The organism is Pseudobacteriovorax antillogorgiicola, assembly GCF_900177345.1.
Taxonomy (GTDB): Bacteria; Bdellovibrionota_B; Oligoflexia; order Oligoflexales; family Oligoflexaceae; genus Pseudobacteriovorax; species Pseudobacteriovorax antillogorgiicola.
The window spans coordinates 255,721-279,767 of the sequence record NZ_FWZT01000008.1; the positions used below are offsets into that span (position 1 = coordinate 255,721).

The 24,047-nt window shown below is 46.8% G+C and carries 23 protein-coding genes; 18 read left to right on the forward strand and 5 right to left on the reverse strand.

What is annotated here, in order from left to right; all coding sequences use genetic code 11:
• The first annotated feature begins 19 nt into the window (after positions 1–19).
• Positions 20–997, forward strand: a complete 978-nt coding sequence (locus B9N89_RS12920; RefSeq protein ID WP_132318718.1) for a YheT family hydrolase — start codon at positions 20–22, stop codon at positions 995–997.
• 57 nt (positions 998–1,054) lie between these two features.
• Here the strand turns inward: B9N89_RS12920 and B9N89_RS12925 are convergent, their stop codons facing one another.
• Positions 1,055–1,627 (reverse strand): DUF3015 family protein, encoded by a 573-nt coding sequence (locus B9N89_RS12925; RefSeq protein WP_132318716.1) that lies wholly within the window; start codon positions 1,625–1,627, stop codon positions 1,055–1,057.
• Between the two features lie 11 nt (positions 1,628–1,638).
• Complete coding sequence (locus tag B9N89_RS12930) at positions 1,639–2,133, reverse strand: DUF3015 family protein (RefSeq protein WP_132318714.1); 495 nt, start codon at positions 2,131–2,133, stop codon at positions 1,639–1,641.
• A 138-nt stretch (positions 2,134–2,271) separates the two neighbouring features.
• On the opposite strand from B9N89_RS12930, the gene B9N89_RS12935 reads away from it, so the two are divergent.
• From B9N89_RS12935 to B9N89_RS12945, 3 genes are all read left to right on the forward strand, one after another.
• A complete protein-coding gene (locus B9N89_RS12935; protein ID WP_132318712.1) occupies positions 2,272–4,026 on the forward strand; it encodes an Lnb N-terminal periplasmic domain-containing protein in 1,755 nt (584 codons plus the stop codon).
• A 150-nt stretch (positions 4,027–4,176) separates the two neighbouring features.
• Positions 4,177–5,526 carry a sensor histidine kinase gene (locus B9N89_RS12940; RefSeq protein ID WP_159455347.1) on the forward strand — a complete coding sequence of 450 codons (1,350 nt, stop codon included), beginning with the start codon at positions 4,177–4,179 and terminating at the stop codon, positions 5,524–5,526.
• Between the two features lie 318 nt (positions 5,527–5,844).
• Positions 5,845–6,327 (forward strand): hypothetical protein, encoded by a 483-nt coding sequence (locus tag B9N89_RS12945; protein WP_132318708.1) that lies wholly within the window; start codon positions 5,845–5,847, stop codon positions 6,325–6,327.
• An 85-nt stretch (positions 6,328–6,412) separates the two neighbouring features.
• Here B9N89_RS12945 and B9N89_RS12950 read toward each other — a convergent pair whose 3' ends face one another.
• Positions 6,413–6,874 (reverse strand): DUF6174 domain-containing protein, encoded by a 462-nt coding sequence (locus B9N89_RS12950; RefSeq protein ID WP_132318706.1) that lies wholly within the window; start codon positions 6,872–6,874, stop codon positions 6,413–6,415.
• 210 nt (positions 6,875–7,084) lie between these two features.
• Positions 7,085–7,639 carry a hypothetical protein gene (locus B9N89_RS12955; protein ID WP_132318704.1) on the reverse strand — a complete coding sequence of 185 codons (555 nt, stop codon included), beginning with the start codon at positions 7,637–7,639 and terminating at the stop codon, positions 7,085–7,087.
• A 244-nt stretch (positions 7,640–7,883) separates the two neighbouring features.
• Here B9N89_RS12955 and B9N89_RS32430 point away from each other — a divergent pair, with 244 nt between their 5' ends.
• From B9N89_RS32430 to B9N89_RS12970, 3 genes are all read left to right on the forward strand, one after another.
• Positions 7,884–8,078 carry a DUF3626 domain-containing protein gene (locus B9N89_RS32430; protein WP_132318702.1) on the forward strand — a complete coding sequence of 65 codons (195 nt, stop codon included), beginning with the start codon at positions 7,884–7,886 and terminating at the stop codon, positions 8,076–8,078.
• Positions 8,079–8,154: 76 nt separating this feature from the next.
• Entirely contained in the window at positions 8,155–8,718 is a 564-nt protein-coding gene (locus B9N89_RS12965; protein ID WP_132318700.1) for a PaaI family thioesterase, read from the forward strand.
• A gap of 10 nt (positions 8,719–8,728) precedes the next feature.
• Positions 8,729–9,175: a DUF4174 domain-containing protein gene (locus tag B9N89_RS12970; protein WP_159455348.1), complete on the forward strand. Its 447-nt coding sequence runs from the start codon at positions 8,729–8,731 to the stop codon at positions 9,173–9,175.
• A gap of 119 nt (positions 9,176–9,294) precedes the next feature.
• On the opposite strand, the gene B9N89_RS12975 is transcribed toward B9N89_RS12970, so the two are convergent.
• Positions 9,295–10,155 (reverse strand): TIGR02147 family protein, encoded by an 861-nt coding sequence (locus tag B9N89_RS12975; RefSeq protein ID WP_132318696.1) that lies wholly within the window; start codon positions 10,153–10,155, stop codon positions 9,295–9,297.
• Positions 10,156–10,359: 204 nt separating this feature from the next.
• On the opposite strand from B9N89_RS12975, the gene B9N89_RS12980 reads away from it, so the two are divergent.
• The 11 genes from B9N89_RS12980 to B9N89_RS13030 all read left to right on the forward strand — a co-directional run bounded on the left by B9N89_RS12980 (position 10,360) and on the right by B9N89_RS13030 (position 23,752).
• A complete protein-coding gene (locus B9N89_RS12980) occupies positions 10,360–12,147 on the forward strand; it encodes a hypothetical protein (RefSeq protein WP_132318694.1) in 1,788 nt (595 codons plus the stop codon).
• A gap of 56 nt (positions 12,148–12,203) precedes the next feature.
• A complete protein-coding gene (locus B9N89_RS12985) occupies positions 12,204–12,683 on the forward strand; it encodes a hypothetical protein (RefSeq protein ID WP_132318692.1) in 480 nt (159 codons plus the stop codon).
• The gene (locus tag B9N89_RS12990; protein ID WP_132318690.1) at positions 12,680–14,137 is read left to right on the forward strand and encodes a hypothetical protein; all 1,458 of its coding nucleotides are present in this window, start codon (positions 12,680–12,682) and stop codon (positions 14,135–14,137) included. The genes B9N89_RS12985 and B9N89_RS12990 overlap by 4 nt, the downstream gene beginning before the upstream one ends.
• Positions 14,137–14,622 (forward strand): hypothetical protein, encoded by a 486-nt coding sequence (locus B9N89_RS12995; protein ID WP_132318688.1) that lies wholly within the window; start codon positions 14,137–14,139, stop codon positions 14,620–14,622. Before B9N89_RS12990 ends, B9N89_RS12995 begins: the two co-directional genes overlap by 1 nt.
• A gap of 4 nt (positions 14,623–14,626) precedes the next feature.
• Positions 14,627–15,370, forward strand: a complete 744-nt coding sequence (locus tag B9N89_RS13000) for a hypothetical protein (protein ID WP_132318686.1) — start codon at positions 14,627–14,629, stop codon at positions 15,368–15,370.
• A gap of 179 nt (positions 15,371–15,549) precedes the next feature.
• Entirely contained in the window at positions 15,550–16,233 is a 684-nt protein-coding gene (locus B9N89_RS13005) for a hypothetical protein (protein WP_132318684.1), read from the forward strand.
• Complete coding sequence (locus B9N89_RS13010) at positions 16,230–19,022, forward strand: C25 family cysteine peptidase (RefSeq protein WP_132318682.1); 2,793 nt, start codon at positions 16,230–16,232, stop codon at positions 19,020–19,022. The genes B9N89_RS13005 and B9N89_RS13010 overlap by 4 nt, the downstream gene beginning before the upstream one ends.
• Before the next feature lie 132 nt (positions 19,023–19,154).
• Entirely contained in the window at positions 19,155–20,480 is a 1,326-nt protein-coding gene (rlmD, locus tag B9N89_RS13015; RefSeq protein WP_132318680.1) for a 23S rRNA (uracil(1939)-C(5))-methyltransferase RlmD, read from the forward strand.
• A 485-nt stretch (positions 20,481–20,965) separates the two neighbouring features.
• A complete protein-coding gene (locus tag B9N89_RS32160) occupies positions 20,966–21,652 on the forward strand; it encodes an IS91 family transposase (protein WP_159455349.1) in 687 nt (228 codons plus the stop codon).
• Positions 21,649–22,188, forward strand: a complete 540-nt coding sequence (locus B9N89_RS32165; protein ID WP_159455350.1) for a transposase — start codon at positions 21,649–21,651, stop codon at positions 22,186–22,188. The genes B9N89_RS32160 and B9N89_RS32165 overlap by 4 nt, the downstream gene beginning before the upstream one ends.
• 127 nt (positions 22,189–22,315) lie before the next feature.
• A complete protein-coding gene (locus B9N89_RS13030; RefSeq protein ID WP_132318674.1) occupies positions 22,316–23,752 on the forward strand; it encodes a transposase in 1,437 nt (478 codons plus the stop codon).
• Positions 23,753–24,047: the final 295 nt, after the last annotated feature.

Here is a 24,047-nt window from a genome sequence, read left to right on the forward strand (position 1 = left end):
CGTGTTTTATGAGTTCTTTATGTCAAGTCATACTCTCGATCGGCTGGGTGTTACGCCTTTTCGCTCCATTTGGCCATTGAATTCCCGTTGGTTTCAAACGATCACTCCCAATATGTTGCCGGATATCGATGATAGCCCAGACCAATGGCATCATTTTAAATTGCCCGACGGTGATACGATCGTGGTGGCTGAAAACCGTCCAGAAATTGAACCCAAACGAATTTTTGTTACGGTTCATGGCTTGACAGGAGACTACCGCTCTAACTACAACGTCCGGCTTTGTAAGAAGCTCAAACCCTTGGGCGTAGTGCTCTTTCGGGTGAATCTGAGGGGGGCAGGGCCCGGCTTCGGTCATGCGCGAAAAACCTATAACGCTGGCCAGAGCCAGGACCTTCGGGATGTGCTACGGGCCATCGGCAAGCTTTATCCCAAGCTACCAGCGACGGTCATGGGAATTTCCATGGGAGCTAACATCGTCTTAAAGATGATGGGTGAGGCTCGTCTACCGCGGTTTGTTGATAGCTTTGTGGCAGTATCTCCGCCATTCGACTTAGCATCCACTTCTAAGAAGCTTCAACAGCGATCTCCAAAAGTCGATCGCTACTTTTCAAAACGTCTGATGAAAGAAACCAGTAAACTCCACAGAAAGTTTCCTGATCTCGGTCCGCTAGATTTTCCTGAGTCTTGCACTGTTTTCGACTTTGATGAACTCTACACCGCCCCACGCCATGGCTTTAAAAGTGCCCAAGACTACTACGACCGTAGTTCAAGCCTGCACTTTATCCCAGCCATTAAAGCTAAAGGATTGGTCTTGCTTGCCAAAGATGATCCTGTAGTCAACTATGGCGATTTGCCTAAATTTGATAAAAGACGGGTAGATTTTGTCTGTACTCCTCGGGGAGGACATGTTGGATTCTTTAACCCGCTGTCAAAAAATGGCCCATTCTGGATGGACCATTTGATCAGTTCCTGGATGAAACACAGATTGAAAGTTTAGAGTCGGTCTCCTAAACGCCAAATCCTTAATCACGGCGCCTGGAGCCCAGTTCTAGTATTAGTAGGTCTGGAATAGATCATTCCAGCTAAAATTCCTCGCGTAGGGGCTAACAATGTCGTGATTGAAGCTGATGGTGGTCACTTGATCAAGGACGTAACGAGGGCTCACCTGGGGTGCTGGAAAAATAAAGGCAAACTCTCTCTTAAGTACGGCACGCCAACGATCTTGGTCGGCTTCGGGAATTTTCATCAATGAAGCTAGAGCATCCAAAGACTCCCCCTCTCCACGGGCCATATCCTGGGCAAGTTTTTCTAGGTTCCTTTCTGCAAATTTATAGATATCTGGCTGATTCTCAACAAGGGTTTTAGGGCCCTTGCACTCAGACATGTTCATAGTCGTTGAGGTGGGAGCGACGGATGAGAAGGCCATATTTGTGGTGCTCGCCGGTGCTGAAGAGAGCCAAGAGTAGGTGGGAAGGAGGTAGGATCCAATACCACAAGCGGGTATGAATCCAAAAACCGCATTTTGAGGCATATCTTTCTGCAAAACACGCATCAAAGGATAGCTTTGTCCGAAGGCTTGGGGGCCTGTGAAAAATACTAGAACGAGAAGGCAATATAAGATTTGCATGAGCTGGTCTCCTAGCTTGCTATGGATGCGGCATAAAGGGACTGATAGATCTCTTCCAATAGTAAGTCACCGTTTCCAAAAACGTTTGAAAAGTTTCGGTTCAGTCGAGTTACAAACTTTGGATATTGATCTGAGCTAAGATTCCAAAGGCTTGCCAGCGCTTCTAAAGATTCTCCTCCTCCATGTGCAGCATCACGCATAATTTCTGACATATGACTGACGATGAAATGGTAGGCTCGGCTATTTTCAACAATCGGAGGACCACCATTACAGCCTGATATCCCCGATGTGGTAGACAATGGTAAGAGTGGTGTTGATGAGAGATTGACGGATGAGGCCATCGCCGTTGAAAACCAGGAATCTTCATCAAATACTAAGTTCCCTGGGCCACAGCCTAGATTCTTTGGAAACTCTTTATTCCAAAACTTGGATACCGCGCTTTCTCCATAAGCCTGGGAGCTAAGGGATAGAAAAAGCCCTAGGCAGATAGCCCATTGTGCCTTCATCAAAAACCTCCTTGCGTATTGTAGTTAATAGGCTAACTTATCTGGATAATCGAATGCAAGTTGAGATCTCTAATAACGCATGGCTATACACTGCCCAAAGTTAACTCATGGCAGCAGTCGGCTAGCAAAGGGGAAGCAATGGTCAGGGGCGCAAGGATCAGATTACTGGTACTGGTGTTGCTGAGTGCTCGGCCTTGTCTGGGGCAGGTACTTGAACAGTGGGCGGAAGACTGGCAGTGGCAAAAACTCTTGCATATGAGGGATGGGGCATTTACTGTCGACGACCCAGATTTCTACCATGGAGCTAGGAACACGCCTCTAGATCAGCTTCTAGCCTTCCACAAAGCTTGGCAGAAAGACTTTCATGGGGATCATGTATGGTGTCGCTTCCCTGCACGGAGCCTTTGGCTTGCTAAAAAACTAAAGCTGCCAACCCCCCAAGTGCCAAAAGACTGCAATGAATACTGGGATTATATGGAGGAGATTAAACCAGAAACGATAAGTCTCGTCTTTCCTTCTGAATATTTTGGCAACCCTGCTTCTATGTTTGGTCATACCTTCTTGAGAGTTGGGGCTCGTGATGCACCACCTCTCCTATCTCATGCGCTATCTTATGGAGCAGCGATTGAGGATCAACCTGGCTTAAGTTATGCCATCAAGGGTATCTTTGGGTTTTATCCCGGTTACTTTTCTATTGCTCCGTACTATACAACAGTCAGTCAGTACAACGATATGGAAGATCGCGACCTATGGGACTTTCCAATAAAGTTAGCTCCAGAAAAAGTTCGATTTCTTATGGCTCATCTTTGGGAGTTGAAAGATAAAACCATAGACTACTATTTTTTTGATGATAACTGTTCGCTCTTGCTTTTGGACTTTCTTGCCGTTGCTGATCGAAGTATTAACTCGGAAGACATCACCGGTCTTTGGGTTTTCCCCCTAGATGTGGTTTACTATCTTCGCGATCAGGACTTGCTTCACAGACCCCGCTACAGGCCATCTATGAGCCAAAAGATTAGCATGATAGGTCGTGATATTGATCCATCTTTGATGGATCATGTAGATCTCTTGGAAGAGCGATTCTTTGAGGGCGATCAACTACCTCTTGCGCCAGAAGAGCAAATCAAATTGTTTCGTTTTTGGGCTGAACGGCTTCGGCTTAATTTTCGCGAGGGACGGATGTCACGGCCCACCTATGCCAGTCGCTACCTGAAAGTTCTTGGGTCACAAGCCAGATCATCGAGCAAGCCTTCGACCCTTCCGATGTTGCCAGACTACGATCTTTTAGACGGGCACTATCCCAAACTTGTTGCGGTGGGAGGGCAGTTTGGTTCTCAGCCGGGCGCTCTACTAAGACTAAGACCAGCGATGCACGGTGCGGATGACCCGAGTGGTGGCTTCAGACCTGGGAGTATTCTTAGCGTGCTCGACACAAAAATATTGGCCAATGAGCAAGATCTCTTACTAGACGAACTAGTTCTATTTCAAATGGCTTCGTGGCAAGAACAGCATTCTTTGATGGCTACTTGGTCATGGGAAACCCGAGCGGCCTACGAGCGTTGGCTAGAACTAAGCTATCTAGAAGGAGCTATTGGCCAACGCTTGTTTTCATATGAGGGAATTCATGCTTTATTCCTGATTGGCGGGCAGCTCCGTTATCAAACTGACTTTGAGGTAGCTAGCTTAGCCCAACTACGCTTCCGTACTCAAATCACGGGCAAGTGGTTTTTCAATGGCCTGGCAAAAATTTCCTGGCAGCCGGGTCTTTGGGAATCGATCTGGCAGACAAGCATTCACTACCAATGGAGTGCAGGCCAGGGCATTTTACTAAGTGGCAGGGGAGGGCCTTTTAAAAAAGAGCAGCTCAGCCTAGAATATCGGCGCTATCTATGAAGCAAGTCTTGCCTAGTGCTCCCTGTTTATGGTGGAGCCTTGGTATACTATCAAGGAATAGTATGTTTTCAGCAAGTGGTCTTCATGGAAAAAGAGTTTCAATCGCTAAGGATGTCTTTGCTAGTCAAAATTTTGATAGCAAGCTCATTGTTGACCACGATTTTAACCGTCTTTTCCTTTTATACCGACTATACAGCGGAGATGTCCGATCTCAATCGATCACTGCACCAGATTCAGGAAGTCTCGGTGCCTTCTATCACTGATAACCTCTGGAATCTTGATGAACGGGCAATCAGCGAGCAGTTGTCATCCATAGCGAAATTACAAGGAATTGTTTCAATCGCTGTGCTAGATGAAGAGGGGAGTGTGGTTGCGGAGCGCGGTAGCGTCTTAGAGACTCCCGTCTATCTTTTTGAGCAACGCTACCCCATGGTCCGTAGTAACGAAACGATCGGTGAACTGAGGATAACGGTAACCAAGCAGTTCATCTTTCAACGATTGGCGCGACGGGCATTGGTCTTTTTTGGAACCCAAGGCATCAAAACATTTCTCATTTCATTTATCATCCTCTTTATTGTTCGCTACTATGTGACAAATCATCTTGAAAAGATTGCCAGCTATTTTGAGAAGGGAAAGTTTCGCCAGGATAAGTTGCAGCTGCAATATGAGAACAGGGTCCGAAATGAGTTAGATGTCATGGTAGACAATATCAACGAGATGGCTAAACGAGTGACGGAGTCCGAACGGGAGCTGAAGCGTAATCTCGAAGTTCAGCGAGCATCGGCGATTAATTCGGCTCGATTAGCCAGTCTAGGAGAGATGGCTGGAGGTATTGCCCATGAGATCAATAATCCTATGGCCATCATCTTGGGAAATCTTGGAATTTTGCAAAAGCTTATCGAAGAGGATGCAACAGATCAGGCAACCTTGGAGCATTTGATTGATAAAGCTATCAATACCTGCGATCGGGTGAATCGGATTATTTCCGGACTCAGAACGTATTCCCGGGATGCAGATGGAGATCCCTTCTTGGATGAAACCTTGTTGAGTATTATTGAACAAACACTTCCCTACTGCCGCGAGAGATTTAGAGATGCAGGGATCGAGCTTATTATTGAACCGATTGACCCCCGAATTATTATTTCCTGTCGTGCGACTCAAATATCTCAAGTTCTTGTTAGCTTGCTGAATAATGCGTACGACGCTGTTTCAGAAGTCGAAAACAAGTGGATTCGTATTGCAGCGGAACTTAAAGGAGATCGTGTTCAGGTTACAGTTTCTGACTCTGGACATGGAATTCCGCACACGGTCATTGATCGGATCTTTGATCCATTTTTTACTACAAAAGAAGTGGGTAAAGGCACTGGTCTGGGCTTATCGATTTCTAAGAACCTTATTGAAAATCATGACGGAACGTTTTGGGTCAACCCCCGGTCTGAACATACGAGCTTCTTGATTGAGCTTCCTGCTCGCCTTGAGGAACTCGATTCGGTGAGCTAAGAACCCTTAGTGCTGCACTCCTTCTGAGATTGCTCTAATTTAAAAGACTAATGAAAACTGTTAGATGGCCACTCGCTTAGGCTTCCGTAGGTTCCAGCACGATAACGAGAGTCTAGATACGTTCGGATTTTCCTGTCATTATCAGAGGATAAGCTGGGATTCCAAAGTCGTGTTCTACCTGCCAAAATCTGGTGCTCAATTTTGCTCTTTCCTCCAGTAGAAAAATGTTCCTAAATCCGGTGCTTTAGCAGGGTAAAAATTTGGTTCAAAGTTTGCAAACTGTCAAGTATCAACGACACACTACCTTGGAGAGGCACAATGAGCATACGATTTCAAATATCATCGCTATGGATAGTAATATGGGCGACAGCTTGTGGAACCGCAGCTCCCCAGAGGCCTCTCTATAAGAGTGAAACCAGCACAGCACGATCAAGTGGTACAGAATTGGATAGCGATGCTAGTGGTTCAGACGATGCTACTCTCAATGATTCTAGCAATGATACACCAGTTGATGAAAACTTAGATGCAGATCAAGGTGAAGTGGTGGAGGAGCCTGAGGAGCCCGCTGTTGATCCAGCAGAGGAAGCGGCCGCTCAATTGCGTGCCACAGGCAAGCAAGCCTACGAAACGGAGTGTATGAGTTGCCATGGGGAACCAGCGGCAACAACACTTAATTCTCGGGATGCCATGGAAATTGCTGGACAGTCAGGGCTCATTTTTCACGGCGGCGTTGCAAACTATCCCAATCAACAGATTGCTGAAGGCATTGTCGCTTTCTTAACAGACCCTAACCAGCCTTAAAAAGGCTGGAGACCCTTATTTCTGGTCCCCCAACTAGGAAATGATGTTAGCGAGGTTCGACTATACTCGAACCTCGCTCTGTTTTTTAATCCAGTATCTCAAAATTGGTGATATCGATGTGGTAGAAGTAATCAACTTGTGGAGCTGTATCTTGATAGACTTTTACTGGATAGCCAAGTTTTGGGTCGTACTCCTGAGCCGAGAATTTAGCTCCATAAATGATATCCAGTTCGATGCTTCGAAATAGTGAGTCCATTTTGCCATCAAAGTAGCCTCCACGACCCTCCGAAGTCTTTTGAATATCAACAACTTCGTAATCTTTTACAGTTACATCATAGCCGCCAACATCTCCGCAGAAACAGAAAATATCGACACTATAGCTATAGTTCGCGAGATTTGCTCTCTTCCAGCGAGCAAGGGCGGAGCTCCAAAGTTCCGCTGAACCTGGAGAGGTCAGTTCAGGTGCCTTCTTTGAGTCAACAGATTCAGCGCCCATCGCTGATAACGATAGACCAAAAACAAGACCAAGGGTCGCTAATAGTTTCATGATAACTCCAGACATGAGTTTATTGTTACAGGAGTCTTGTAGCAACTTGTAAGTGTACTTGCGAGATACAAAGGACAGAAAGGAGCACTAAGTACTCCCTACAGGTGAACAAGGTCTACGGAGGAGGCATCGAGCCTATTCTAGGCTACGATGCTCTCAGTGTGGGAGGCCACATCAATAACTACAATGGGCCATGGGGACGAGCGTGGATTATAATCCTTGGCAGAAGGCTCCGACAAGAAGGTCTTGCCGAGGTAGGTTCAAGGTGGAGGGGCAGCGATTATCGCCAGTTACTAGAAGCCTTGCATTGTCGACGATGACTTGTACTTCGTTGCCACGATGTGAGTCGCAAAGATCCGGCAATGTTTCCGCGATTTCCTCTCTCAAGCTTCGGCCAGAAGTTTCAATATCGAAGCCGGCAACACCTGAAATATTTTGATTGGTGCAGGTAGAAATTTCGAACGAGCTTAGATTCCGATCTAGACTGATCCAGTTTTTCAAACAGCTTTTGATTCTTTCCCGTGCTCGTTCTCTAGCAGTGTTTGCTTGTACGCCTCCATGTTTGCCAGCTGCCTGACCACCGATGAAAAGGACCTCGCTACGAACAACTTCTTCAAAGCTATTCAAGATCTTAACCTGGGCGTTGAAGGCGTAGTTGCAATGACGAATGCGATCAGCGAAGCTCGCTTGCGACACGCTCAGTAAAGGAGCGCAGATGACTAGGATTTTGGTGATGCTTTTGCTGATAGAGATAAGATTTAACATTTTTTTCCTCCTTGAAAATGTATGTGTGTTTACCTCTCAAGACTAAAGTTTCCTAGCTTCAAACACCACTTCGATCGTTGAGTATTGGGTGAGGTGATTTGATTACGAACGTGATGAATAAGCTGTAGTTAATCTTTTCCTACCTAAGTAGTACCATAAAAGTATTTCGCAGAAAGCATTCCAGCATTTGAAGAATTAATTTATTAGGGATTGGTTTAGAGTCTGGTACTCAACACTATTCGACATGCTGGCTGAACGGATATCGGAGCATGAGTATATTGATCCAAGTCTCATTGAGAAGGCAGCCATGGATCTTAAGCGCAACCCTGAGCGGTGGGCGGATCGAGGCGACTATAGGCAAGTCTTACAAGAACTCAAATTGCTTTGGCATGTCCTGGTTAGATATGGAAGTCCATGCACGCCAATTAGCGCGGTATAACATTCATTTATGACATATAGTCTAAGATCCCCGGATGGATTAATCTAAGGCATTCAACTGGATAAAGGGTCTATCTATGTGGTTAGCGCAGTCTGCAGAAATTAGAAAAAAGCTTCATCAAGTGTTCGCTGACGATTGGCCATGGGCAAGTAGTTCCATTGGTCAAGTGGTGAAGAAGGGAGCCCTCAGGGTTCTCAATGTTGGCATTGGTCAGGCAGTGCCCTTTGCTTCACGCAATGGATTCGAAGTACTCGAATTTAGGAGTGGCTTTATCAAGGCAAAGATCCCATTGAAAGGTAACAAAAACCATTTTGGGGCCATGTATGCTGGGGCGATTTTTACCGTTGCAGAGATTCCTGGCGGTGTTGTGGCGATGTTAAATTTTGACGATGATTTCTACCCGGTGCTCAAGGATCAAAAGGTAGAGTTCGTCAAAAAAGCCAAATCCGATGTCACAGTTTCATTCGAAATGACTGAGGCCGAGATCGCTCGGATTCAAAGTGAAGCGGACGAATGTGGCAAGTCCGAATTCGTCTTACTTGGTGAAATCAAGGATTGTGATGAGCAAATCGTTGCGAGAAGCTATGGGACCTATCAACTTCATAGCAAATCGCGCCGGCCTGGTAAAACAAGGCATTGACGGGGGGATTATGAAAATTCAATGGCTTCTCACGATATCTGCCTTAGGATGCCTGGCATCGGTAGGCCAGGGAAAAGATCTGTCTTCGCCTCTGCAAAAGCACCAGTGGCAAGATCGGGTGATTGTGATCCATCACGGAGGACTCAAGGCTCCATGGTTGCAAAGCCAGTGGCAAAGTCTTCAGAACAAGGCTTTGGAAAACAAAGATCGTCATCTCGTGATCTACTATTGCCCTGAAAAAAGTCAAGAATGCCAGGTGACGACTCGTGATGGCAAGACAAGATCGGCAAAGCTTAGCGCAGTATTGCAAGAGCAGCTGCGCTTGAAGCAGCCTAGTATCACCTTGATTGGCAAGGATGGAGGCATCAAGCTCCAAAAACACGATTTTGTGAAGCCTGAGGCGGTATACACGTTGATTGATGGTATGCCCATGCGTCAGCAGGAGATGGGGCGCTAGTGCTTAGTCACATTGAATCCTCGGCGTTGTTGTCTTCGTCTCTCAATCGTCGCTGTACGGGAGTACTATCTCCTCAATCATTCCTCGACGCCTAGCCGAGAATCCAATGTGACCAAGCGCTAGTTGTTGGGATAAATTTGAATGTTGAATCGAATTAGCTCATCGGCTTCACTGGTTTCTAAGTCGGCTTGCAAGCGATGCAAGTCGCTTTGAATTTTTGGCAGGAGCTTGAGGTAGTCGGCTTTGCGAACGCTGATCAAAGTGGATTCAAAAATCGAGTCTTGTCCTTCTTTTGCCCAGCGATCGGCAGCTTTCATAGCCTTGGTTAGTGAGTCTTTGATAAAATCGTAGTAAGACACGCCGTCTTCACTACTACCGAAGGTGATCGTTGTTTCGGTGATATGATATACCCCGCCTTCCATCACGATCACCCCCATCTCTTTCAACAATTGCAAAGCATAGTCTAACTCTATAGAACGAGCAGAGCCAAAGTATGACCTAAGGTCGCTGCGGCTAGGCCGACCACCAAAAAGTCCAAAGGCGCAAAAGACTTCAAAGGCGAAAAACACCCCTTTTGCGCGACTTGGCATCTTCATGTGAGCCGTATCAATCGTCTTGCGGGCTGCCTGAAGTTCCTTGCAAAGCTTCTTTCGCTCAGCCTCATCACTTTCGACATCGAATGAAATAAGTAGGTGTAAAACTGTACGGCAAGAAATATCTAGACCAAACACTTCGCTAAATGCGTCCCAGTAACGGGGATTTAAGAACCGTCTGCCGCTCATGACATCCGATATGTAACCTTTCGAAGCGCCAGTGGCTTTCGATATATAACCGATTGAAAATTTATCGCTTTGAGTCTTCTTATAGAGATAGAGGCCTTTTATGGCCTGACCAGAGCAACTTGCCTGCCGTAATATTGAAGCAGGCTTTAAGGCCGCGACTGCCTCTTTGGGGGCTCCGTTGACAATCTTTTGAGTCAAGGTTCGTTTCTCCTGCGAAAAAGTTGCTCGAAGCTACCATAAGTATCATTAAATGAAAATCATCGGGTTATTTGACATAGTTCGCCAAGAGCTTCACTCTGCGGACGCAAAGCCTGTGTAAGAAGCTTTTATCTATGCCCGGAGTCGGTGGCTTGCCTTAGGATCTGGGTCATCAGCAATCCTATTCAAGAAAGGTTTTTAGCTATGAAACGTAAATTACTTGCATTGATGTTTGGGGCGGTTGGCTACTCTGCAGCTGCTTCCGCTGCGATTCCATCGATGAGTCAGTCCTGTTCTGGTCGACTTCCGGAAATCCAACATCCCGATCGTGGTTCCGGTGTTTTATTCGACGAAACTTGCCGCACGGCTTATGTATTGCCCCCAGAGACAGGTGATGTTTCGTTAGGATCAGTAGCTCGCAACGCCAACCTTCAGTTCTGCCCCGCTGTGCTACAAGCCGGGCAAACAGCAACCTCACTTGCGAACTCTGCAAGCCATATCGCTTCCATGATCGAAGAGATGATTTCAGATTATGAGCCTATGCGTGAACAAATCCGTGCTGCTGCTGATGAGTTGAATGAAGCTGAGGTTGAAAGCCAAGAGATCTCGGCACGCCTCATGCTAGCCCAAGAGCGATTCACGAATCTTAGGCTGGAGTATAGCCAAGCTAAGTCGGACTTAGAAATGTGTGAGCTTCTAAGCCCAGGAGAGTGTTCAGAACTAGAAGCCGCAGAGTTGGAAAAGAAATTAGCAATCGTAGCTCAGAAACAGGTAGTTGATAATCTTCGGATCGAGCAGATTGAGTCTGACTCGCGAGTCAGCCGGGCTCGTTATCAGAAAACTAGACTGGAATCAGAATATACCGATGGGCTTGCACCACTGACAAGCCTTTATGGGCAGCTTGAGACTATCAATGGCTCCATTACCAATCTCTATCTTCGATGGGCACCTGTCGAAGGCGCGACTGCGCAGTTAGTCTACCGTGTGAAGTGGGCTGATCTAATCAATAAGTATAATGCAGCGAACCCAGAACTCAGAAACCGTGGGGTACGTTTTGCTCCAGTAACGGTTACTAGCGGCCAGTTCTTTGCAACTACCAAGATCGCATCATTGGAAGAGATTCAGGCCAGTATTCCAGCGGTACTAAGTGCTGTTGTTCCCGGGGCTTCTCCTTACGGACCCAATCACCTGGATAACGGCGATGTTACCATCGATGCATCGGTCACTGATATTGATCAACGAGATCCGTCCTTGAACAATACGATGCTGGGCTTTGCCAGTGGATCTTTAGGTTCGATTTCTGGCCAGGTACGCTTGAGTCTTGCCGGGGCTTGTCCATACTTCCCCGAAGGCCTGACGTCTCCAGACAAGGATACGATCAACAAAGAGGAATTGAGTGCCCATATCGCAGTCAACGCCGTTTTGGGATACGATGTTAAGGTTCACCGAAAGTATCGTGCTAGCTTTAACATGGCGAACTTAACCAGCCGTATTGAAAGTATGAGTCAGAAGAAACGTTGGTTCTTTAGCTCGAAGAATGTTCATAAGCTAGTTGTAGAGAACAATCACTCTAGTTGGTTTAACATCACCTTCGATATCGACTCATCAGACTTCACCTTTACCGCTGACGAGCAGTCTGAAATTACCAAAGAAGTGAAGGCAGATCTTGTCAAAAGAGCCCTTGATAATATAGCTGTGATATCTGGTAAGTCTCCTGACCTCCCCGAGCTAGGAAAAACTGGATTCAACAATCAAGATAAGCTTCGCTGTAACAAGTGGTATTGCTTTGGCTTTAACTACGTCCTAGGCATTGCCAACGGCTTTTTTGGTACTAAGAAATCGGTTAGCGAGTTCAAGCAAGCAAACCGCGCTTGGGTTCGTGATTCGGTATCGCAAATGAAGGTGATCAAGCGACAGCATATCTTAAGCTTCACAAAGCTTGATGATGAGCCAGTAGCAGAAGATGACAATACTCCAGTTGTGGTACGGTAACTTGAGTGAATTTGAGCCCCCTCGGGGGCTCTTTCCACGAGAAAAGGATGAATGCCATGAAAGTTTCTATAGTTCTAGTTGTTCTTGGAGTGTTTGTGATCTTCGTGGTCTCTTCTTATGAGTCAACACCCTCGCTGGTTAAAGACAGAGAGCAAAGTCTAGAACAGGCAGAATCACTGCTGGGCGACAGCAGCCACGCAGAGCAGGAAGAAAGCAAATCAATGGACAAGCCAATGACGCAAATTGAAGCAAAGGCTGAAACTCAGACGGATGAGATTCAAACGTACCAATCAGCTGACGAAGAGATCGAGCGACTTGGTGGGGCAGAGTCTTTGAATGATGTTGATAGCAGCGACGAGCACCGTGAAGCCATTGGCAATCTTATCCAGGGTGCTAATGAGAAGCAGGCAGCAAGGATTTCAGATGACTTGGAGGAATTACAAAAGCGTGTCGCAGAAATCAAATCGGAGCATCAAGAGAATGTTGCTCGTTTGAAAGAACGATTCACGATAATTCAAAGCGAGGACGAGCCATGAAAACTCCCAAGCTTTGGGCTCTTATTTTGGTATTTGAAACACTCTTAATCGCTCAGCCCCGTGAGGAACGTAAGGTAAAGTACTGGACGCTTCAACGAAATGATATTGGTGTTACATATCGCGTTCCTCTAAAGATCTCAGCAGATACGGTGTCATCATCTTTGCAATTGCTACAGCTGCAATCAAAGGAAAAGAGCTACTTTAAGGACCGACTGCCCAAGCTGTTAAAACCGATCGTTATCGATCATACGATCGAGAGTTTCGAGGGTAAGATGACTGTCAAGCCGTCTGATTCCTCTGACAGAGACAATCACTCGCTGCCTAGCAACTGCAATGATGTCAAGGATCGCTTCGCTCAGGCTGGAGATCTTCTCGAAGAAATCGATCGCCTCGTTTTAGAGCTGGAGCGCCAGCTAGAAGCTTTAGCGGAAGATCTGCCGCCCCCCGATGTCTTGGCGCAAGCCTTAGAAGATATCAATGAAATCACCTTAGCGATAGAGCAAGCTTGGCTTGATATGGAAAATGTTTATCCTCAAAGCCTTACAGAGCAAACCCACTATCTTCAATATGAATGGCCCGACGTCATGGGAGTATCCTGCACGCCCAGGCTTCATCAAGGAATCCAACCGACTCTCATGGAGCTACGAATGCCAGGCTTACAATGGAATCAGTCTCAGGGAGGGCAGGTGAGTGACTTTCCTATGATTCCCCATAACCTCCGTGTCGCCGATGGCAGCTTGGTGTTGTCTAAGCTGGTATCAATCGCGGATGTTTGCCTTAACGACCAATCCATAGCGATCATTGCCCAAGCAAAAGCCCAAAGCCAACCCCATTGCCAAGAAAACGCTGTGAGTAAATTTGCTTTGAAAGTGGGCTCAAGCTTGAGCAACGAAGTGGTTCCCCCTGTGTCAGGTCGCTATCGAAGCGTGTCTTGCTCGAATCTTTTGCAAGACTACGGAAACTGGCTTCGAGGGTCTAGTAAAACTTACTGGCGAGGCGCTAAGTTTTCCCTTAATAGCAACAAAATCAGGACAAAGGCAGCACAAGAAAAGAAACCTAGTCACCTCCACGGTGGCTATGGCCATGGCAACCTGAGTCTTAAAGGCACTGCCTTGGTAGGCCAAACATCCAAGTACTTTAGTGATCGCTTTAGCAAAGACCGAAGAACGCCCTTTGCAAAGTCTCAAGCAGACAAGGTCAGTCTGGAATTGGGTATGAGCGGTGCCAGCAAAGTCGTACTCAATACCTGGGGGAACACCTCCTTAAGCCTGCGATCCATGAGCTGCTTCAAAGACCTCTATGGGGATTTTATCCGGGCTTGGATTTACGAGGGCAATGGTGTCAGCAGCGTTCATATCGGTCTTCATAAGTATGAGAATCTTAGATTTCTTCCGCTACCGAAGCCGGTGTTGCCTATAAAAGTGTTAAAACCTTTGTATCAGGGAGGTCTCTGATGAGAAAGTCTTTTGCTAAAGCTTTGATGTTCGGGCTTCTGCTCTGGGAACCCATGGCTTGGGCCAACTGCCAACAGCAGGTGCAAGGTCTTAGAGGCTGGACAGATCGGTATCCAACTTCGTTTCAATTACCGTTTGTGGTTATGATTCAACAGCTCAACACCAAGTTAGGCCAGGATAATCAGTTCTCGTTGAGTCAGTTTTTCAAGGGAACTTTAAACTCTCACCTACAAGGTAGTGGGCTCATCTATGCCAGTGATCAGGAACAAGATGGCGAACATTTTTCAGGTGTGCCTCGTAATCGTGGAAGTCTAAAGCTGAACGAAAACGGTGCTCGACTTTGGCTGCCGTTCCCCCATGGCTGGCATACCTTAGATCAGTTGCACTGTTTTAAGACAAGTCATGGCTTCTTTTTCGAGGGGTTTATTAGCGGGACTTCCCCATCAACCATTGTTTCAATCTCTATTTCACAAGGAAGGAGCTGATGCTATGCAGCTGTCATACAAAATCATGACGATAATATTTTGCGCGAGTGTTTTTGAGACCAGCTTTGCTGAGATCATTGAAGAGCCTGTCGAGCCACAGGAACCCGTCGAGGTTAGCTTTCAATCAGAGGGGGTACACCTCACTGCGCTGGTGGCAGAATCTGGAGAATTCAAACTGCTAGCCTATCCCGAATTTAACGAGTGGCGTGTTCTAGACACCACAATGCAAACGTTCAACCTTGGCTCAACCCCAAGCGAAATTTGCAACGGGGTTGATCGAATGATGACCATGCTTAGCTATGTGTGGCTTCCCAACTCCAGTAAGGAACGCTATCGCAAATCGATTGAAGACCTGAACCAATTTCGAATCACAGTGGATGCTGGGCGAGCATTTCGACCCAGCGCCATCGAAAGCGGTTTGGCGACAAGCATGGAGACTAAGCCAGTGTTTCTGCTTAATCCAATGCAGTGGTATGGTGCGTCTTGGCAGGTCTCGGTGCAAGCCGATGCGCGGGTGACTCAATTTGACGATAGTCAAGAGCTGCTGTCTCGGGTGTTAGGTGCAGGACAGATCAATTTTCTGGACGGTCTGGGTCGGCTAGAATTTTCAGGGGCACACTTGTTCTGCGATCTTTGGCAGGGCAGGGTACGCTTAGACCTTGCCATGGATGGCGGCTATCAGCTAGAGCCAGAGGTTTTTAAACCTTACCAAGTTCTTGCCCCTGTGACATTTAAGGCAGCAAATTGAATCGATTTGACATGAATAAGCCGGTCGTTCGCCAGAGGCTAGGTTTGGCGAACGACTTTCTTGTTTTCTTAGGCTAAGACCTTGCACCTTATTAAAAAAAAGCTAAAACCAGAGATAGCGAACACCTTATTATCGCCAAAAAGTCTCGCATCGAACCTGTATCAAATAGGAGAGCCATCATGTCACAGTCATCGCCATACCTTGTCATCCTTGCTTCTGCCGCTTTTCTAATCGCCTGCCCAGAACAGGACACGTCGTCATCGGCAGATTACCAGCTGCTCCGTGATGGAGCAGAGGATCGCATGCTCGTGATGCTCGCTGATCCCATTGCTGGTGAAATTTATGAGACCTTGAGTGACGAATTGATCAAAGATCTACCTGAAGAAGAAACGGGACTCTGGCTCAAAGTGGGCCGGAACATCTCTTGTAGCCGCACCGTAGAACAAGAGGATGGAGCGCCTCGCCACTACTGTAGCCAGATCATTGATCGCCGTGGTGGAACAAGCCAGTCTACCAGTTTCCAGCCAGGGCTTTCTCGGCAAATCGAGCCTATTTACGAGCTGCGATACGAAGGTGAACTTGCTGCCGAGTTAATGACATTTATTGATTCCTCTCGTGAGATCGTTAATGACGAAGGGCGAACTGTCATTGGATCGGGCTTACGCTGCAAGGAAACCTATGGCACAGACGAAATTGTTTGCTCTCAAGAAGTTTTATCTGCGGGGCGAACCCGGCCAGACGGCTTTGATCCTATCGTCAGAGTGGGGAATTCTGGTTTGGTCAATGAATACCAGGCGATTCCCTTCGGCAGTGACCGAGGAGCTTTGGCATTGGGCTTCGATTTCGATGGGGGTGCTGAATGATGAAACTCGCGGGATTGGTTCTGCATCTTTTTTTGATCATGAGCCTCAGTCAGGTGGCCTATGCTGTAGCTGACGACGCGCTGATCGATATTTTAGAAGATGGTATCGCGAGCCGCGGTGATGTTTGGCCTCCGAACTTTTCGGCCCTAGGGGTGATGATTGAGCATCCTAAACATGTGAACCTTCGGCAAATGTCGTGTTTTCTTGCAGATTCAAAGCGGCGATTGTTCTCTCTGAAGGCCGTAGCACAGCCTTGTAGTACCTGTAGATCGGATCGAACCAAGAGTTTGGTCAGTTTCTATGGAGTCCTGAGCCCTAGGCTGAGTTATCTGAAATTGAAGTGCCAGTATCAGGGCCTTCGTGACCTTGAGGTGAAGCTATATCGGAAGAAACCATTTCGATCCTTTCCCTGGGCAGCAGGCTATGTCAAGGAGCAAGATTGGTGGTCTGAGTCTATGGTTCGAAAGATCCAGTCTGGTAAGGAAGGACTCCACTACGAGATTATTCCACCTAAGTTCAAATTCACCAAGGTGGAAACTCCGTTTGGAATGAGGCAAAGGCTTGTTACTGATGAACCTGGCGTTCACGGGCTTTTTGGAAGAACCTACGAGTCTACCGCTGAAGTCCCGGTATTAAGTCACATTGTAGCAATCCCCAAAGGAGCTTCGATCAAAGACATTTCAATTCAATCTTGGGGTGAGGAAACAGTTAAGAATATTGATCTCTATCCCGTGCAAAAAGGTCGGGCAGATCATCCTGGCTTCAAGCTTATAGAAATAATTGATAAAGAGAAGTTTCTGCAAGGTGACTATCGGGTCAACAAGCCCATCTTGGTGCAAGCACTCAAAACCTCTGAGGGCAATCTCTATAAGATTGTCCACCCATTGGTGAGCTATAATCCTAAGCGCCGCGAGCTAACGCGATATCAGGGTTTTACTGTGGATGTTAAATACGACAAGTCCTATAAGTGCTACTGGCCCCTAAGCTCCCTGGAAAAAGACCCTATCGACCGGCTGATTCAGCGCCGGAGCCAAGTCCTTCGCGAGCAGATGATAAACCGGGATAGCTTGAGCAGCATATGCTTCAACTATTTACCGATTATCCCACGCTTACCAATCAAACCCCTGCCAATTTTGAGGCCCTTAGATCTTCAAGATAGCAAAGACTTGATCATAAAGCCTAAACTCCCTTTGCCCATTGCCATAGCCTTGCCAGACCCGCATCTTGTGATCATCTATCCTTCTCGCTTTCGCGAGCAGGTTAACGACTTGGTCAAGCATAAACGGCGTTTAGGAATTAGAAGCCGCATGGTTAGCACAGAGGTGATTAGCAGAGCTGAAGGCTCCTTATCGGCAACGGCCATTAAAAATACAGTTCGCAAAATATATGCGGCAGCAAAGGTAAAACCCCGATGGCTTCTACTTTTCGGTGATGCTGAGTTTATTCCACCTTACTACTTCAAGGAGGGCTATAATTTTTATGATGAGTCTTTCAACGCTGGTGATACCTACTATGGACAGATGTCTGGAGACTTACACACTGTTCCAGAGCTTGCCGTAGGGCGGTTACCCGTGGATCACGAAGACGAAGCGGCATGGGCTGTGAGCAAGATCAAGCGCTACGAGTTAAACCCTCAACTAACTCCTCGTTTCTATAATTCCAGCGCGATTTCGGCATCGTTTATCGATAGGAATCGAGACGGAGTTTCGGATAGCCCCTATTATGCGGAGTTTATTGAGAAGCGGCTAAGCCCTTGGATACGTGATGCTGGTAAAGGCATCGATCGAGTTTATAAGGCTAGCGAAGGTTCGTCACCCAGCTATTGGAGTGATCGTAGCCCTCTTGCCGCTACCCTTCATGCTCCAACATTCAACTGGAGCGCCGGCCTATCAGAGTTTATGGGCCAGCTGTCTCTAGGCTCACATGTTCAAATGCATCGTGGTCATGGTTGGTTTGATAAACTTTACATGCCGGATGTGAGTGTTTCAGATCTGGGAAATCTCGAAAGACGATTAAGCTCCTATCAAACTTTTTTCCTTGGAATCAACTGCGCCTCTGGCTTTTTCGACAATGAAACCGTTCTGACGCCAGAAAATAACCCTCACCCAGACAACGGTCGCTACGATCAGTTTATTTATGTGTCAGACGATCCGCCTCGCTACGATGGTGTGTACTTTGCAGAAAGCTTAGTGAAAAGGCTACATGGTCCGATCGCCTACCTAGGGGATAGCCGAGCTTCTTATTCCGAGCTTAATAACGTCTTAGCCGAGGGTTTGAGCAAAAGTTTGTTTGATCAAAATGCCCGAGGACTATCCCTGGGAGAATTGCACAACTTGGGGAAAGCTCATCTTCTGGCAACATACAGCGATCGCGACACCTTTTCTCTTAAAGAGCATCAACTGATCTACAATCTTTTGGGTGACCCATCATTAAGGTTTTGGACGGAAGCACCCTTAGGGCTGAGGCTCAAGGATGTGAAGGAAAGCTGGGAAGAGAGAGATGGCGAGTATCAGCGACGGGTGACAGGAAGCATTCAAATGTTCGATCCCTACTGCTCCGATTGCCTTGAGGGGTGGACTACACAGAGATCCCTTTTCCAAGATCGCCAACTGGTGGTCACCTTAGTGGGTGAAGATAACGAACTGATTAGCGAGGGTGTGGTTGGGGATGACGGCAGGATCGATCTTCCTGCTGCGAGCTGGTATCAGAAGAATCGCGCAACGCTCACGGTTTCAGGAAATCATGTAAAGCCAGTAACTCAGGAAATGTCTTTTATCTATATCTATTGATATCAATGGCATAGCCAGAAGTTACCACTTGGTTGAAAAGCGTCTTATTGGCGCTTGTAGCTAAAGAATCTCTTGAGTTTGCAGATTTTTTTCTGTAGCTAGGGTCTGTCTAATTTCGAAGACGAGGGCCCTGTGCAGGAAAATCTACATGAAAGTCAGTCTGAGTTCATCGAACTCAGCGTTGAGCGTATGGCCTCCTCTGGCCGTGGAATTGCAGTTCACAACGGTGAGACGTTTTTTATCCAAGGTACGGTACCTGGGGATCAGGTGCTTGTAGAGGCGATGCCGAGCCGGGGTCGCTATCGCGATGCACGAATCCGATCCTGGATCAGCCGCAGCGCTGATCGTAAGACCCATCCCTGTGCTCACCATCAGCAATGCGGGGGCTGCCCTTGGCTTGATGTCGATCCCGACCAGCAGATGGAGTGGAAGCGGGCTGCGTTGGTATCGAATCTAGAGCGCAACTCTGGATTGGATCGATGGCCTTCCATTGGGACCATGCAAGGTGATCAGCTTGCCGGCACGAGGCAGCGGCTCCGGCTTCGGGGTGTTTCTTATCAAGGGAGACTAGAGTGGGGCTATCTAGCAGCGGGAACCCGAGATTTTATTGCAATCGATACTTGCTTATTGGCAGAGTCCGCGATCCGAGACTTAATCAAGAGCCTGCCTAGGGAAAGTTCTTTACCCGACATGCGCTTTCAATTGGAAGTGCAGGCTGTCAATCAGGATGAACAAAGGGCTGTCATTGGTATGGTCTTACGAGACGGCCCTATCGAAGTTGCTGGCTTGGATAGCATTCGCGACGTTCTCAAGAAGACAGGCTTTTTTGCGTTTGTGGGCCATGTCTTGGAAGAGAGATCCAAACACTTTTTTCCTGTGGATCAAGTGGGAGATCTTCGCTTCTTCACCCAAGCTGGTAGCTTTCAACAGGCTCATTACCTCCTAAACCGAAGCCTCAGGCAGAGAGTCCTGGAGACTATCGAACACCATGTGCCCCAACCTCAGGTCATACTTGACCTTTACTGCGGCAGTGGCAATTTTACCTTGGCGCTAGCTAAAAAGTTTCCCAAGGCTCGTGTCATCGGCATCGAAGGCTCGGGGCCGTCTTTGGATAACGGACGTTTCAGTGCCGAGGAAGCCGGGATCACAAATATTACTTGGCACAAGGGAAAGGTTGAGAACCAGGTTCGCAAAGCGCGACGTGAAGGTGAAAGCTGCGATGTAATCATCGCGGATCCTGCGCGAGACGGAATGGGTCGCTGGAGTGGTGTGCTGCGAGAACTTGAGGCTAAAGTTTTGGTCTATGTGAGCTGCGACCCGCAGTCGTTTGCTGCTGATACTCGCTATCTCACACGGAAGCAAGGTTTTGTGCTTCGCCAGCTTACTGCTGTAGATATGTTCCCTGGTACCCATCACGTAGAGACGATAGCTGTATTTTGCCCGCCATCTATACCTTAGATCCTATAGTCAAGAGTCATAATCCAGCGATTCTTCTGAAGATAAGGGAGTTGCAATAGGAAAAAATGAGATAGTCTTCCCATAAAGTCAGGGGGCTTTACACCGAAGCCTCTACATATTGACTTAACAATCACTGCGAGGAAGCCTGTGCGAAATTTAATTCAAGCTATAAGTTTTATAGTTTCACTAACGCTTCTAGCATCTAGTTCTTACAGTAAAGAGTACGTAATCGGTGTCGAATCCCTTGAGTACCGCCCGCACTACTTCACTAGTAGCAACGGAAGCTTTTTAGGCTTTTCAAGAGAGGTCTTAGATCACTTTGCGGAGAAGATGAACGTTAAGCTGACTTTTATGTCCTTTCTATGAGAAGTAACGTTTTCAACAGTAATTCAACCCTAGTCTAGTAGATGCATGATTTCAGTGAGATACGCAATATTTTGAAGCTTGTTATAATAGCCGTACACACTTTTTATAGGGTGGTGTCTATGGCTAACGATTTCCTTAGGATATTTTCGGAAGGTTGGGAAAACTTTAAATCGGTAGTTCCTTCCTACGACAAGGCTCACTACAATAATCAGGTTGAATCAGTCCTTCGCTGCGGCGATCCCGTATTTGGTTTTTCTCAATATCTCTGCCTTAATTGTGGCAAGGATAGCCGTATCGTCGCTCATTCCTGCAAGAGCAAGTTTTGCTTGAGGTGCGGGAGGGTTGATGGTGAAAACTTTGCTCAGTCTATCGCCGCTAAACTCTATGAAGATGTGGACTATCGCCACGTTGTGTTGACAATTCCAGCCCAGTTCAGAACGATCTTTTATAAAAACAGATTTACAGGGTATTTGTATAGCGCATTCATAGCAATGGGTTGGGAGTTTGTGAAAAACTTCATGAGAAAGGTCGCTGGAGTAGGTCTTGAGTGTGGCAGTATAATTGTGCTTCACACAGTTGGCAGAAAAAGTGACTATAAACCGCATTTGCATATAATGCTAATGTCAGGTGGTATAAATCCTGATGGAAATTGGATTTCCCTGAAGAGCTTTGATTTTTCTATTCTTAATCGAACCTGGAAGGAAACACTACTATCAGGCATGAGGGCCTGGGACGATCTGGGTGAGTTTGAATCCGTTTTCAGCGAAGTTGAATCAAAATATAAAGGTTTGCCCATATTGATGTGAATCCGGCTCCAAAGAAAAGACGGAACCTAATCCGCTATCTAAGCAAATACCTTTGCCGGCCTCAGATCAGCTTAAAGCGGCTATTGAGATACAGCTCTAGTAGTGACGAGGTGGTGTACAAATACAATAGTCATAGCTCTGGGAAAAGCGAGGTGGAGCGTACCAGTGTCATAAAGTTTATTGGCCGGATGGTTCAGCAAATACTTCCACCAAGGTTTAAGCGAATTCGTTACTATGGGCTTCAGTCGCAGAGCAATCGTAGTAGGCTTACAGCAAAGGTATGCGAGGCGGTAGGGCGGCTGGTACTGCTGCCAGAAATAGAAAGGCGGTCAGAGGTTCCAGCCAGATCAAGCTACAAAGGCTTGATAGAGATTTGGTGGGGTGAAGATCCTTTTCGTTGCAAGGAATGTGGGAACCAGATGGAGCTAGCCCGTGTGTGGCAGTTTGGTAAGGGCTGGATTTTCAATATATTTGATCAGCTTTTTGGCTATGATCTTGGCCCACCTGGGCATCTTCCTGACTTTTGCTATAGCTAAAGAAGTCATCACGATAGGCCGAATGTCTCTTCCATCGATTCAAAAAGGTGACTAGCTTTTTTGGATGGAATAATCATTTTGCGAATATAAGAGGCGTGATCCAGAATCGACTGTTCTCTATCAGGTCTTGCAGCAGAATATTGATGATTTTTTTAGGGACTTAGAAAGCAACCCTGATCAGAAGTCACTGCCATACTTCGTAAAAAAAGAGTTTGAAAAATTCCTAAGCTGCGGTCTTCTAGCACATGGTTTTGTCAGGTTAAAGTGCTCAGACTGCTCAGAGTCTCTTATAGTTGCTTTCAGCTGCAAATGTCGAGGTTTTTGTCCCAGTTGCGCAGGCCGGAGAATGTCAGAGAGAGCTATAAACCTTACGGATGAAGTGATTCCCTTTGTTCCAACAAGACATTGGGTTCTGTCGTTGCCCTTTGAATTGCGCTACTGGATGGCTTCCGATGACGATCTTTTGAAAAAAGTGAATGGGATCTTTTGCGCAGAAATCAATAACTACCTCTGCAAGAAAGCAAGAAAACTCGGTGTTAAAGGTGGAGAAACAGGGATAGTATCGTTTCTTCAGAGAGCGGGAGGAGCGCTCAATTTGAATCTTCACTATCATCTTTTGGTCTTGGATGGTCTTTACACTACAGGAGAAGATGGTAGCCCAATTATTACTCGTTTTCCAGGGATAGAGAACGATGAGTTGGCCTGCGTAGTGCGAGGAGTCTCTCGCCGAGTGATCAAGTATTTGCGGAAGACGGGGCGTTTATCAGAAGACGGTGAAGAGGTTTATATCGGTGACGACAGAGATGAAGAGCATGAAGCTTTATCTCACCTGAAGAGAGCTTCAGTTTCCAGCCGGATTGCTTTGGGTCCAAGGGCGGGTCTAAAGGTGCGTAGAGTAGGCAGTAGCTTCGGCTTTGAGGAGGAAATACCTAAAAATCAATCTTATGGCTGTGTGTCGATGAACGGATTCTCGATCCATGCTGCCACGTCAATCAAGGCCCATGAAAGAGATCGATTAGAAAAGCTCCTTCGTTATTTGGGTCGTGGCCCAGTGTCTCATGAGCGTATTAGCCTAGATGAAAATGGCAATATCCTCTACAAACTTAAAAGCTCCTATGATGGAGCGACTCATGTGATGTTTTCCCCTATGGAGTTCATCGAGAAATTAGCGTCGATGATTCCTCCACCTTACAAACATCAGGTGAACTACTATGGTTGTCTTTCTTCTCATAGTAAGTTGCGGGCAGAGATTGTTGGCAGTTTAGCAGTCGAGTTCTGCGGGCAGGACTATCTCCAGCAAGAATTTCAGAACGATGGTGAAGCTGAGGTCGAACCTGATGATCCACCGGCATCCAGATATATCCCGTGGGCTGAACTACTCAAAAGGACCTTTGGCATAGACCTGTCCACCTGTCCCAAATGTGGTGGAAGAGTGCGAGTGATCGCGGCCATAATAGAGACAGAAGCCGTCTTCAAGATTCTGAATCATGTTGGCCTGGGGGCGGACCCGCCACAAATAGGAATGAAGGTCGACAAAGAGTATGTGTATGAGAGCTTTTACTAGTAAAGCCACTAATCTTCTATTACCAGGAAACTCTTTAACCACCCAAAATTATGACGATATTACCCTGGGTTCCCGCCAATTTGTTACGACAAGGTGAAAAACGGGAAGCAGGGTGGATGGATTCCCACTAAATTATGCCATAATGTAATAGTTGGTAAGAATCAGAGATCCGAATTTCCTGATTCGTTTTACCTACCCGCGGGGCCGCAGGTCTCAATGTGGTCGAGCTTGTAACCTAAACGAAACTCTACTCCCATATTTTCCATGGAGCGCTTTAACTCCTCTGCTATCTCTT